Origin of the sequence: Trichocoleus sp. FACHB-262, from assembly GCF_014696035.1 — a bacterium.
In the GTDB taxonomy this organism is placed as follows: Bacteria; Cyanobacteriota; Cyanobacteriia; order FACHB-46; family FACHB-46; genus Trichocoleus.
On the sequence record NZ_JACJPK010000037.1, the window covers coordinates 68,421 to 81,587 of the forward strand.

9 protein-coding genes are annotated in these 13,167 nt (G+C 51.7%); 4 read left to right on the forward strand and 5 right to left on the reverse strand.

Annotated features, from left to right (window positions below; all coding sequences use genetic code 11):
• Positions 1 to 109 precede the first annotated feature (109 nt).
• Positions 110 to 799 carry a ParA family protein gene (locus H6F68_RS08350; protein WP_190558060.1) on the forward strand — a complete coding sequence of 230 codons (690 nt, stop codon included), beginning with the start codon at positions 110 to 112 and terminating at the stop codon, positions 797 to 799.
• Positions 796 to 1,773 (forward strand): ParB/RepB/Spo0J family partition protein, encoded by a 978-nt coding sequence (locus H6F68_RS08355; RefSeq protein WP_190558062.1) that lies wholly within the window; start codon positions 796 to 798, stop codon positions 1,771 to 1,773. Before H6F68_RS08350 ends, H6F68_RS08355 begins: the two co-directional genes overlap by 4 nt.
• Positions 1,774 to 1,784: 11 nt before the next feature.
• On the opposite strand, the gene H6F68_RS08360 is transcribed toward H6F68_RS08355, so the two are convergent.
• From H6F68_RS08360 to H6F68_RS08380, 5 genes are read right to left on the reverse strand one after another with little or no spacing between them, the layout of a single operon-like run.
• Positions 1,785 to 2,966: a VWA domain-containing protein gene (locus H6F68_RS08360; RefSeq protein ID WP_190558064.1), complete on the reverse strand. Its 1,182-nt coding sequence runs from the start codon at positions 2,964 to 2,966 to the stop codon at positions 1,785 to 1,787.
• A gap of 2 nt (positions 2,967 to 2,968) precedes the next feature.
• Entirely contained in the window at positions 2,969 to 5,422 is a 2,454-nt protein-coding gene (locus H6F68_RS08365) for a DUF5682 family protein (protein WP_190558066.1), read from the reverse strand.
• Positions 5,423 to 5,467: 45 nt separating this feature from the next.
• Positions 5,468 to 6,631: an AAA family ATPase gene (locus H6F68_RS08370; RefSeq protein WP_190558068.1), complete on the reverse strand. Its 1,164-nt coding sequence runs from the start codon at positions 6,629 to 6,631 to the stop codon at positions 5,468 to 5,470.
• 4 nt (positions 6,632 to 6,635) lie between these two features.
• Positions 6,636 to 8,186 carry a DUF5691 domain-containing protein gene (locus H6F68_RS08375; protein WP_190558070.1) on the reverse strand — a complete coding sequence of 517 codons (1,551 nt, stop codon included), beginning with the start codon at positions 8,184 to 8,186 and terminating at the stop codon, positions 6,636 to 6,638.
• Entirely contained in the window at positions 8,183 to 9,577 is a 1,395-nt protein-coding gene (locus H6F68_RS08380) for an SWIM zinc finger family protein (protein WP_190558073.1), read from the reverse strand. The genes H6F68_RS08375 and H6F68_RS08380 overlap by 4 nt, the downstream gene beginning before the upstream one ends.
• A 362-nt stretch (positions 9,578 to 9,939) precedes the next feature.
• On the opposite strand from H6F68_RS08380, the gene H6F68_RS08385 reads away from it, so the two are divergent.
• Both H6F68_RS08385 and H6F68_RS08390 read left to right on the forward strand, forming a co-directional pair.
• Positions 9,940 to 10,173: a DNA-binding transcriptional regulator gene (locus tag H6F68_RS08385; RefSeq protein ID WP_190443022.1), complete on the forward strand. Its 234-nt coding sequence runs from the start codon at positions 9,940 to 9,942 to the stop codon at positions 10,171 to 10,173.
• A gap of 13 nt (positions 10,174 to 10,186) precedes the next feature.
• Positions 10,187 to 13,159 (forward strand): ATP-binding protein, encoded by a 2,973-nt coding sequence (locus tag H6F68_RS08390; RefSeq protein ID WP_190558075.1) that lies wholly within the window; start codon positions 10,187 to 10,189, stop codon positions 13,157 to 13,159.
• The last annotated feature ends 8 nt before the right edge of the window (positions 13,160 to 13,167 follow it).

The following is a 13,167-nucleotide window of genomic DNA, read 5'->3' on the forward strand; positions in this document are numbered from 1 at the left end:
AACCAATTTTTTAACCAAAACGTTTTGGTTAGCCTCGAATCGTTGGTTTACTGTTGCACTGCACAAAATCAGTGATACTATCAAACCATAGGTTTTGGTTATTTAACTTATGCCAAGAGCTAAAGCTGTAAAAGCGGTGAGTGTGGCGACGAAGTTGCCCAAGATATTAGCCTTTGCCAATCAAAAAGGTGGAGCGGGTAAATCAACCGGAGCTGTACATGCAGCTGACTGGTTTGCTCAGAAAGGATATTCGACAATTTTGGTCGATGCGGACGGTCAACAAAGTTCATCTGGTTGGCTGAAAGAGCTAGAGCTGCCCTGCCAAATCATTAGTGATCCAGAAACTTTATTTGATGAGTTGCCAAAATTAGCCGAGTCCTATGATGTGGTAATTGTGGATGGTCCTGGTAATGCCAGCGAAATTACTAAAGCGATGCTAATTCGCTCCAACTTGGTGCTAATTCCCTGTCGAGACTCCATGATTGACTTAGCCAGCACAGGCAAGATTGTGCAGTTTGTGCGGCAAGCTAGAGAGATCCGGGGTGGATTACCCGTGGCGGCACTATACCTCAATGCTGTCAAAGACAACACAGTTTTGTTGCGAGAAGCGAAAGAAGCTTTGCAAAGTGGTTTATTGCCGCTTTTAGACACTACGCTTCCCGATCGCCAATGTATCAAAGATGCACCGGGCCAAGGCAGCACTGTGTTTCGGATGAAAGGAACTGCCCCAAAGTCGGCAGCCAACGTCTACACCAAACTTTTAACCGAAGCCCTGAAACTGTTTGAGGCTGAATCATGACGACACGACGCAAACTCAGTGACGCGATCGCCAACAGTGAGGAACTAAGCTTTGTTTTTGGTCAAGCAGCCACGCAAAAAATTACGCAAGCTGCTGAAGAAACCAAAGAGCAAATCATCCCCTGGAAAGCGATCGCCTGTACGTTTACCTTTGTGCCGGATGGCAAACCTGTTCGTCACTACTACGACAACGACGAGTTGCAACAATGGGCACTCAACGACATCAAACCAAATGGCATTCGATCGCCGCTGTGGGTGCGCCCCCATCCCAGACAGTCGGGTCAATATGAGCTGGTTGCAGGACTGCGTCGGTTTAAGGCAGCAGAAATTTTAGGGCTGGAGACAGTTCCAGTTAAGGTATTCGACTGGGACGATCGCACTGCATTTCAAGCTGCGATCTCTGAGAATTCCAATCGTCGTGATTTTAGTGCCCTAGAAGAACTAGATAACACGCTGCGTTTGTTGGAAATTCAGTTGGGGTATGACACTGAAGAAGTGATCAGTTTCCTTTATCGGATGAATAACGCCGCTAAAGGGACAACTAACCAAAACGTTTTGGTTAGCCAAGAAGCAGAACTGGTTAAGCAAGTCTTTGATGCCTTTGGACGCATCACTTGGCAATCTTTTGTCGCGACTCGACTGCCACTCCTAAAGAAGCCGAGCGAAGTTTTGGATGGGATTCGCCAAGGCAAGATTCACTATACCAAGGGAATTGTGATTGCCAGTATTAAAGATTTAGAGGCGCGACGACGAGTATTAAAGGAGGCTGTGAGTAAATCTCTCAGTTTGTCCGAAATTAAACAACGAGTCAAAGCTCTAAATGACAGTACGAAACCAGCTGCTCAGCCAGACCTAAAGCAGCGCTTAACCCAAGTAGTACAACAAGCGAAGAAAGATCGAGCCCTGTGGAGTAGTCCAGAAAAAACTCAGCAGTTAGAAGAGTTGCTGAGCCAACTAGAAGCCATGCTCAAGTGAAGGTAGAGCCGTTAGCGATCGCTGCGAGCTGTTACGATGTCTTGCTTAGCGGCCCACTGTCCTAGATCTTGCCGATTAATCGCTGTGGCCATCAGATCTGGAAACAGATCGGGGGTGCAAGCAAAGGCAGGGATGCCTAAATTAGCCATAAATGCAGCGTTTTGATGGTCGTAGTAAGGGGCACCTTCATCATTTAGCGCTAAGAGTGTGACAAGCTGGACGCCAGAGGACGAGAGAGCCACGACTCGTTTCAACATTTCCTGGCGATTACCTCCTTCATAGAGGTCACTGATTAACACCAGGATAGTTTCTTGCGGTTGGCGAATGAGAGTCTGGCAGTAAGCAAGAGCTTGATTGATATCGGTGCCACCGCCGAGCTGAGTCCCAAACAAAACTTCTACAGGATCTTGTAAAAGATCGCTCAGGTCAACTACGGCGGTGTCGAATACCACTAGACGAGTTTGCACCGCAGGTAAGGATGCCAAGACTGCACTGAAAATGCTTGCATAGACGACAGAAGTTGCCATTGAACCGCTTTGATCTACGCACAAAAGGATGTCTCGCAAGGAGGAGCGTTTGCGCCCATAGCCGATGCGAGTTTCAGGAATGATCGTGCGGTATTCAGGTTGGTAGTGCTTGAGGTTGACGCGAATGGTCCGATGCCAGTCAATCTCGTTGTGGCGAGGCCGACGATTGCGGATGGCTCGATTTAAGCTCCCCATCACGGCTTGACGAGTAGGGTTTTCTAATTTGCGCTGTAACTCTTCAACCACCCGCCGCACCACAATCCGGGCCGTCTCTTTGGTCTTGCTGGGCATCACGCCACTGAGGGATAACAGATTTGAGACAAGATGCACATCTGGTTCTACAGCTTCTAGCATTTCTGGCTCTAGCAACATTTGCCGTAGATTCAAGCGGTTGAGCGCATCTTGCTGCATCACTTTGACCACGGAAGAGGGGAAATAGCTACGAATGTCCCCCAACCAGCGAGCGACCTTAGGCGAAGAACTGCCCAAGCCACCCTGGCGATCGCTGTCATACAAAGCACTCAAGGCATCATCCATCGCTTGGTCGGCGGCACTCAGGGTCAGATCAAGCCCATCTGTATCCCCACCTGTACAAATCCCATCTGCTGATCCGCCACCCAAAATTAAACGCCAGCGGCGGAGACGTTCGTCAAACGGTTGAGTCATAGCTAATAGGTATCCTTAACGGCGGGGTCAGAATTGACAGGATAATGTGGGGTCAGTTCAATTCCCAGAAGTTGGGACACGATCGCCAAAACCTGATCGGCGCGATCGCGATCGAAGCTTTCACTTGAAGTTGATGTAGTAAGGTTGGCCGAACCAGAACTTCTACCTTGCCGCACTTGCTCGCCCATCTGCCGCCGTTCTGGAGCTGAAAAGGTCGAAAAGGTACGACGCAGCAATGGCAAAACCGTTGTGAAATGCTCGGCCGATAGCGTGCTAATCCACTCATCTAAAACCTGCCACAAAGTTGGGTTATGAAGTAACAGCAAACCGCTGCCTTGCAATAGCCCTTCTACCCAAGCCGCAGATTGGGCGGGTTCATTGCCGCTAGAAAGGGCAAGACCAAGACGCTGAGCAGTTTCCTCGGCACTGAAAGCCCCAGACTCTAAGAGCAAGCGACAGCAACGTCCCGCCAACAAACCATGTAATCCTTGCTGATCGGCTAGTTGGGTTAAGACTGCTTGCCAGTCCGCGAGATGTTCTGGCTTTTGCAATAGGGTCACGACTCGGTGCATCTCTAGAAGCAAGTTGTACAAAGTCGCAGCCGCTTCATCATTGAGCGAGGCACAAGCCACGGGTAAACCAATACAAACGCGCGTGATCAGGCCATCCACTACAGGGCCAACAATGCCTGTGTCAATTTGACGAACGTTGCCATAGCGCAGCACATTGGCTAGGGGAGGAAGGGCAGCCATGAGATGAGCGACATCACTGGCGATCGCAGCTTCAGCTTGCAGCCGTACCATTAAGTGGTGAATCGCCTCTGGCAGGTTCGCTAATAGAGTTTGATCAATTAGTCGGGTTAATGTGGGCAAGTCAGCAGCCCGATTCGCAGCATCGCAGACAAAGGCGATCGCGGCTGCTTCAATCGTGTTGCCCCAAATCCCCGCCTCAATCAGGGCGATCGCAAACTCTGGTTGCCACTGCAAGCGCCACAATTCATGGAAGGTACCTTTGCTACCAGAATTTTTCTGAGGTTTACCCCAACCAATACCGAACAAATTAAGTCGATGCAGGAGATGCGATCGCTCTAGATCCGTGGGCTTCCGCAAATCTAAATCTAGCGCTTGCTCGGTAGCATCAACTTTCAGCCGCAAGCGCTTTTGTTGCCGCAACAAATCCTGCTGCAAAGGCACCATCGGCGTTTCGTCGGGCACCTCGCCTAAGCGTTCTCCGACGATCAGCTTTTTGTGGATTAGCTTCATTGGCAACGCATCCCCAAAACAAAGCACGGTTTGCGTGGCTTCATTTAGTTCCATGAGGCTAGGTAGAGCGCGATCGCGTAAAGCTGCTAACGCTTCGGCTAAGCGCACAGCCTCAATCACACTGGCGGAGGAGGCATCGAGATCTTGTTGCCGCAACAGACGAGCGACGCGGGTCATCCAACTGATGGTGATTTGAGAGGCGGAAGTGGAGTTTGGTTCGTCAGATGCGCCTGCTTGCCAAAGGTGATAATACCAACCGGGGGATTCAATGCCTGCGCCATAGCCGCTACTCATGGCTAGTCGCCCGTAGGTCCAGGGAACCCAGGTGGTTTGGACTTTGGTTTTGGGTAGTCCTTTAAGAGTTGCAGTATCCGCTTTTGCGTTTGACAACTCGGCTAAGGCTGGAGCGTGCCAAGCCCCACAAACTACAGCAATCCGCTCTTTACCTTCCTTCTGGGCGGCCCGAATCGTTTGGCGCATGTAAGCTTCTCGCTTAGCTTCTCGCTCAACCTGGAGCGGATGGCGTTGAGCGAGGCCAGAACTGTAAGCTGGGTCAGCCTCGACTTCGGCACGGAGAACTGTCATCACCTCCAGAATCGCCGCGAAGAGATCGGTGCTGTCCTGGCGATGTTCTACCATGTGCTCCCACCAGCGCTCGCCATCGCTATAGCCCGCAGCTTGGGCTAACCAGGTAAGAGGATCCGAGATCACAGCCTGACTGGGGTCTGTAGGAGAAAGAGGGCGATCGCCTGATAGTTGCAGATCTATCGCTGGGTCAGGGGTTGCCTCCTCTGGTTCGGCGGTGGCAATGTTCTCTTTTTCGTCACTAGTTCCTGTTTCCCTGGCGGTTTCTTCAACCGGGCTTACCCCTAGCTGATGCATTTGCGGTAAGTCCATGAACCGAACAGGAATCTGATGTTGCAGGCCATAGTGCAGGGCTTGCCATTCTGGAGAAAAAACGGCAAACGGATAGTAGACTGCCTGCTGTGGTTGATCTGGGGCATAGATTAGCAGGGCAACCGGAGGCTTCATGTCTGTCTGGGCCAATAGCGGTAAAACATCATCTGCATCGGGAGGCCCCTCAACCAAAATCACATCCGGTTCTAGGGTATGCAGCGCTTGCACCAAACTCCGGGCAGAACCGGGGCCATGATGCCGAATGCCAAAAATATGAACATTAGAACTTGGCGACATAACTCAAGGGGGTCAGTTTTTCTGGAGATCTAAGCAGCGATCGCGCTACATCACTTCTCGGCTAGCGCGGTAGAGATCTTTCCACCCCTCTCTTTCTTTCACCACTGTCTCCAGATATTCCTTCCAGACCACCTGATCCTGCACTGGGTCTTTAATCACAGCTCCAACCAGACCTGCCATGAGATCGCTAGCGTTTAAGCTGCCGTCTCCAAAATGGGCGGACAACGCCATGCCGCTGCTGACAACGGAGATGGCTTCCGCCGTGCTCAGAGTGCCTGTGGGAGATTTCAGTTTGGTCTTGCCATCGCTAGTCACGCCATTGCGTAACTCTCGAAAGATGGTGACGACTCGGCGAATTTCTTCGAGGGCGGGCGGTTCGGCGGGTAACTCCAAGGCGCGGCCTAAGCTAGTCACCCGACGCTGCACAATATTCACCTCGTCCTCGGCGCTATCTGGAACGGGCAGAATCACGGTGTTAAAGCGACGCTTCAAAGCACTGGAGAGTTCATTCACCCCGCGATCGCGATTGTTAGCTGTGGCAATTACGTTAAATCCCTTGGTTGCCTGCGCTTCGGTATTCAGTTCTGGGATGGGTAGCGTTTTTTCCGAGAGAATCGTAATCAGTGTATCTTGCACATCTGAGGGAATCCGGGTTAGTTCCTCAACTCTGGCAATCTGTCCGATCTCCATCGCTCGCATCATGGGGCTAGGAACCAAGGCTTGCATGGATGGGCCTTCTGCTAGTAGCCGCGCATAGTTCCAGCCGTAGCGGATGGCTTCTTCACTGGTTCCCGCTGTACCCTGAATTAGTAGCGTTGAGTCACCTGCGATCGCGGCGGATAGATGCTCAGATACCCAAGATTTTGCTGTTCCTGGCACCCCATAGAGGAGCAGAGCGCGATCGGTGGTCAAGGTTGCCACGGCAATTTCAATCACGCGACGATTACCAATGTACTTAGGAGACACCTCAAACCCATTGTCGAGAGTACCTCCCAGCAAATAGGTTGAAACGGCCCAGGGAGAGAGCTTCCAGTTGGGGGGACGCTGGCGCGTATCTTGTTTGGCGAGTTCATCGAGTTCATGGGCGAACTGATGCTCGGCGTGCTCTCGCAATAAGGTGGTCTGGGTTGAAGCGATCGCGGGACTAGCTTCGACCGTTGCGGCTTTCTTCGAGGTGCGGGTTTTGGTAGTTTGCTTGCTGTCTGTCATGGTTTCACTTTGATTGCTGGGTAATGGCCTGTAACATGTCTTGCCGGAACTGAAGCAGCGCTAAGAATTTCTCAATTTCTCTAGACCAACAACCTTGATCAGTGCTGGCAGCCCAGTTGCTACGGTTCTCAATGGCTGCGGCTAAGGGGATGGCTTCGGTTAATAAAGAGGGAGGTATCCAAAGGGCAAATTCTTTCAAAGCTTCTAGCAGGTGCCACAAAGGCTGCGCTTCCAAGACAGTGATGTATTGATAGAGCGCATCCAGCACCGCTCGGCCTAGCTGGATACTCCAGGCTGAGCGCACCTGATATAGCAGTCGCAATACGGCTGAATTTTCTATCCCTTTGATCTGCAAGTGATTGAGCGCCAATGCTTCTTGCTCAGCTTCAAGTAAAAGCGCCATAAGTTGTTGTAAGTCTTCGTCCTGGAGATAGGTGACATCTTGGGTTGTGGCCAGATGAAACTCCAGCAGAGCAGGCACCCAAGTCGGCGATCGCTGGCGAATAGTCGCTTGCTTCCAGCCTTGCCAAAATACTGGAGTCCATTCACTCTGCACGGCAGCTTGCACTAACACTTCTGGAGCGCATTGTGTTTGCGTCCAAACCCTTAGGGGAGTGGCCGCTACAATCTGCAACAGCCACCAAGCTTTTTCGCCCATCGAGTAGTTATAGGGTACTTTTGGCTCAATCCCATCTCGAAGCAGGTCAGGATCAAGCGCTTCAGGCAGGGTGACTTCTAGGGTTTGGTTCGGGCCAAACTTGATGTAGCGGTGGACTCGTTCTGTCATTCGTTGGCAGAGGCGGGAGTCGGGTAGTCTCGCCAACAAATCAGCGGCAACCCGGCGCACATCCTTGCTGCGATCGCTCAACGCCGATTCTAGAAAAGGTTCATCTGCCAAGCTCAACTGGGTTGAAAAAGTTTCCAGAAAGGCTGCTTTTTCGGCGGCAGTTTCTTGTTTCCAAGTAGCTTCTAGGGCATGGCGGGCGCGTTCTGGGTCTTGCGATCGCCAGCGATTCAGCAAAGCTTTTCGAGCGGCACGGTTGCCCGTCTCCCAACTTGCATCATCCTCAGCCCCCGTGACAAAATTCCAGTCTGGGTTTTGCGCTGCTAACCATTGCCCTCGCTTGCCTAAAACAGGCGCAATTGCCGTTTGTAAATCGGTTTTGCGTTGACCCAGATCCAGCAAAGCAGGCAAATTAGATTCTGGTACTCGCTGCCCTGCCGCCGCTACTGCCGCTAACCATTCTGGTAACACTTTGGCGTAGTCTCCGCTTAGCATCAGGCTCAGGTGATGACCCGCTTGAGGACTACAGCGGGGTAGGTCGTCTAAGTCGCAAGCCGTGGGTAAAGGCTGACGCGCGATCGCGGGCAATTGCCCGACCTGTTGATGCAAAGAGACAGTCGCCGCCGCGCTGAGTAGAGCCGCTTCCGGGTTGGCAGCATCTAAACGCGAGAGCAATTTACCCAGCAAGCCAGCCTCAGCAGGCGGAGTAAACGCTTGGCGCTCTGTGCCCAAAAGAGCCGCTGTTACAAGGGCTTCCCAAAGCGAAGTCATAGGGCACCACCCTTCAAAACATAGAATTTGTTTTCTGTCCAAACGCTGAGCGGCAGTAGCGTCTCTCCTTCCCATTCGGCAAACAGCGCTATCAGATGTCCTCCGCTGAGGGCCAGCAATTGCCAGCTTCCAGAAAAGCGATCGCTAAGCTTGAGGAACCGCCCCTCGGAGTCCTGCACAAACCAATGGTTGCCTTCACAGACTGGAGTTACCGCTTGGAGCACAACTGGAAACCTCTCTAGCCAGGGATTGCAGCTCATTGCCTGAGCATAAGCTTGCAGGGCGATCGCAATGGTTGGATAACCTGGCATCTCCTGCATTGGAGTTGGGACGTGGTGGCGAGTTTTGAGCAAGGCTCGGAGCGGGTAAGCGCTAGGGTAAAACACCAACTCTGCATCCAAAACTGTGCCTGCAATCAAGCTGGCATCCATCGGCTGATTGCCATGAGCAAAATCGAGTAATAGGGCGCTGTGTTGGCTCTCCTGCCCCCAAAGCCAGCTCCGCCGAATTCGTAGACGGTCTTCTTCGGAGTGATACTGTCCTAGGATTAACCAATGGTCACGCAGCACCTCTTTTGAATCATCACGCCCTGCGTTTTGAAGTTCGTTGGGTAGCTCTGTCGCGATCGCCTCTGCCAATAACTCGTCTTGAGTTTGGGTCCAGCCAATTAAACTCCGGATGTCGGCCTGAGTTCCAGGAGGTAGCGACTCCAAACGCTGGAACCCTTCTAGTAGCAAGTGAAGTTTTCCTAAACGGCTCAGCAATCGTTCTGCCCACCCCGACCCCGAAGACGGAATGCTTGCCATTTCTCGCAGTTGTCGAGCCAATCCGGGTGCTTGGGCATCTACCAGCCGAGCTGCGGGCATGTCCCAAAACTGATAAGAATTTTGTTGCACCGTCGCTAACCCATGACGAGTTAGGTCATGAAGCCATAGTTGCAAATCTTGGATACCAGCCGTAACCTTAGCCGCGCGATCGCTAGCCCGCTTTGCCTGAGCAGCCGGATCAATCGGTTTGGATTGCTCTTGTTTTTGTTTTTGCGTGCGCTTTTCTTGACGCTGTTGGCGAGAACTCAGCCACTCTTCAACCCAGGACGGCGGCGTGCCAACACTAAAGGCAGTGGATTGCTCGGCCCAGACCAGAAACAGCCCTAAGCCATGTTTACAAGGAAACTTACGGCTGGGGCAACTGCACTGAAACGCGGGTTCGCTCAAGTCAATCTGCGTTCGATAAGGGTTTTTGCCACTGCCTTGACATTCTCCCCAAACTGCTAGCTCCGCTTGGCCCAACACAACCCATTTGCGAATGCTCGCCAAGCCTTTGCCGTTCTTAGCAGAACTTGCATCGGGCGCTAGCGCCAAGATTTGCTCAGCGGTCCAGGTCGCAGACATCAGCGGGATCTCCAACGCTTACCAAAATAGGTGAGGAAATAGGTGGCTCTGAAAAAGCTCCAAACGCTTAGAACACATCGGTTCTGTTAACACCAGATGGGTCAGACGCTAATCTGATCAACAGTAAACCCAAATTGCTTCGCTCTCTACCAAAGGGCCTCCGCATCCTTTACTTCATTACTGTGGAATTCTTCGGCAAGCAGTAATGCCAACAGTTACAAAAATAAGACCGATCTCGACTTTATTCCTGTAACGAGTATTCCTTAGACGAGATAGCAACGTATTTCCTGTGTCTTCTGAGGGAGAAGGCTTTCTATACCACGTGGTATAGCTAGTGAATGCTGTTTTATGGTTTGTGCCTTATGCCTGCGATCGCCGCATCGGAGCTAGCGGATCTCGTGCGAGAAACGCGACAACGGCTAGCACTCTCCCAAGTCAAGTTTGCCGCGAAGCTAGGAGTTTCATTTCAGAGCGTCAATCGCTGGGAAAATGGGCGAACCAAGCCCTTACCCATCGCGTTGAAGCAGATTGAACAATTGCTGCATCAGATGGGTGAAACTGGCAAAGATTTGCTCGCCAAATATTTTTCAGAGTAAGGATGGAGACTGTATGACTGATAGCCTTCGTCGCTCTGTCGCTTCTGACAAGTATTTATCTCAAAACATCACTCAAAACATCACTCAAAACACCGCTCAGGGCAGCGCTGAAGCTGAACAGGTAGAGCCAATAATGGCACTAAGCCAAAGTCAGGACTTTGATCAGCAGATTCTTGAAAGTAGCGATGACTGCATCAAGGTATTGGATTTAGAAGGGCGAATTCTGTTCATGAGTCCGCGAGGGCAAGCGCTGCTTAGCATCCAGGACATTACGCCGTTTCTGAATACATCCTGGACTGAGTTCTGGCAAGGATCGACTCAGGCTGTGGCAATCGAGGCGATCGTGAAGGCTAGAGCGGGTAAAGTTTGCACTTTTCAAGGATTTCGTCCAACGCTGAGCGGCGAGCCTAAGTGGTGGGATAACAAGATTAGCCCTATTCGGGGAGCAAGTGGGCAAGTTGAAAGGCTGTTGTGCATCTCGCGAGATATTAGCGATCGCGTGCGCGCTGAAGACGAACGCCAGCAGGCGGAAAAAGCCTTGCGCGAATCGGAATCAAAGTATCGATCGCTGTTTGAGTCGATCGACGAAGGCTTTTGCTTGATCGAAGTTTTGTTTGATGAAATCGGAAAAGCAGACGATTACTGCTTCCTGGAAGCTAACCCGCTGTTTGAGAAACACACGGGACTGGTAGATGCGATTGGCAAAACAATGCGCGAATTAGTCCCAGAGCATGACGCATACTGGTTGGAGATTTACGGCAAAATTGCGCTAACAGGCGTAGCGGTGCGCTTTGAGAACTCTGCTGAGGCGCTGGGACGTTTTTTTGATATTTACGCCTTCCGGGTTGGTGAGCCGCACGAGCGCAAAGTGGCAGTTCTGTTCAATGACATCAGTGAACGCAAACGAGCAGAAGAAGTTTCACGGCGTGCTGCCGAGTTTGATGCCTTCCGGGTTGCTCTGACCGATACCCTACGCCCACTTGCTGACCCAGTGGAGATTCAGGCTACAGCTAGCCGAGTGCTGGGTGAATATCTCGGTGCGAACCGCGTAGCCTACTTCGAGGTTTGTGGTGCTGATTACGTGGTTGAGCGTGACTACGTCAACGGTGCCGACGCGATCGCTGGCGGCTATCCCATTGATTCATTTGGACCCAAGCTGCTTGCGGCGTTCCGTGCGGGTCGTACGGTGTCCATGCCCAATGTGGCAACCGATCCCAACCTATCCCCAGCCCAACGGTCAGCCTACGCTGCGATCCAGATTGGAGCCTACATCGGCATACCGCTGGTCAAGGGTGACGAATTTGTAGCGGTACTAGCAGTCCACATGGCTGGACCGCGAGACTGGACACCAGACGAAGTGGCTTTAGTAGAAGAAGTCGCCGAGCGGACTTGGGCAGCAGTCGATCGGGCCCGCACCGAAGCAGCCTTGCGCGACAGTGAAAACCGCTTCCGCATGGCGATCGAATCTGCCCAGTTAGGGACCTGGGACTGGGATTTGATCACCAATCAACTGATTTGGGATGAAGGTTGCAAAGCCATGTTTGGCTTACCCCCAGAAGCAGAGAGCAACATTGAGAGCTTTTTTGCAGGTCTACACCCTGATGATCGCGAACGATTAGAACAAGTACTGCAACAAGTTTTGAACCCAGCCAGCGGCGGCAAGTATAGCGTAGAATATCGCACGATCGGAATTCAAGATGGCATTGAACGGTGGATTACGGCAAAAGGACAAGTTTACTTTGACGCTACCGACCAGCCACAACGCTTTATTGGCACTGTACTCAATATCACTGAGCAAAAACATATTGAGGCAGAACGCGAACACCTCCTGACCCGTGAGCAAGCTGCCCGAGTCGAAGCCGATCGCGCGAATCGGCTCAAAGATGAGTTTTTGGCAGTACTCTCCCATGAATTGCGATCGCCCCTTAACCCAATTTTGGGTTGGTCAAGGCTCTTACAGAACGGCAAGCTAGACGCAGCCAGAACCCAGCAGGCATTGAAGACCATCGAACGCAATGCCCAACTGCAATCGGAATTGATTGAAGATTTGCTCGATGTTTCCCGGATTCTCCAAGGCAAGCTCAACCTTGAAGTTAGCTCGATTAATCTGATTTTCATCATTCGAGCGGCGATGGAAACGGTACGGCTAGCGGCAGAAGCGAAGTTAATCCAAATTGAGAGTAGCCTTGAACCAGATGTGGGATTGGTTTCTGGAGATTCTACTCGGTTGCAGCAAGTGGTTTGGAATCTGCTCTCCAATGCGGTAAAGTTCACGCCAAACGGAGGGCAAGTCAGGATTCGGCTAGAGCGCTTAGACTCATACGCCCAGATTACGGTCAGTGATACGGGACAGGGAATTGTCCCTGACTTCCTGCGCCATGTGTTTGACAGCTTTCGGCAGGCTGATGCCACTACAACACGAAAGTTTGGCGGGCTGGGATTAGGGTTAGCGATCGTGCGGCACTTGGTCGAACTACACGGAGGCACGGTCGGAGTCGAAAGCCCAGGGGTTGGCATGGGTGCTACCTTTACCGTCAGACTTCCACTGATGCCCACACAGGCGATCGCTACTCAGAACCGTCAGTCACCAGAATCCGATTACGATTTGAGTGAGGTTCAGGTTTTAGTGGTGGATGATGAACCGGATTCGCGAGAATTCGTAGCCTTTGTGTTGAAAGAAGCTGGAGCAACTGTGCTGATCGCAACGACTGCTGCTGAAGCCTTGACTATGCTCATCCGCTTCAGGCCAAATGTACTGCTGAGTGACATCGGGATGCCAGATATGAATGGCTACATGCTGATGCAACAGGTGAGAGCGTTGCTGCCGGAGCAAGGTGGACAAGTTGCAGCGATCGCCCTGACTGCTTATGCCGGAGACTTCAACCAGCAACAAGCACTACAAGCTGGGTTTCAACAACATGTCTCAAAACCAATCGAACCCAAGAAATTGATTGAAGTAATTTCTAGATTGATTCAAGCTACTTGATTCAATCT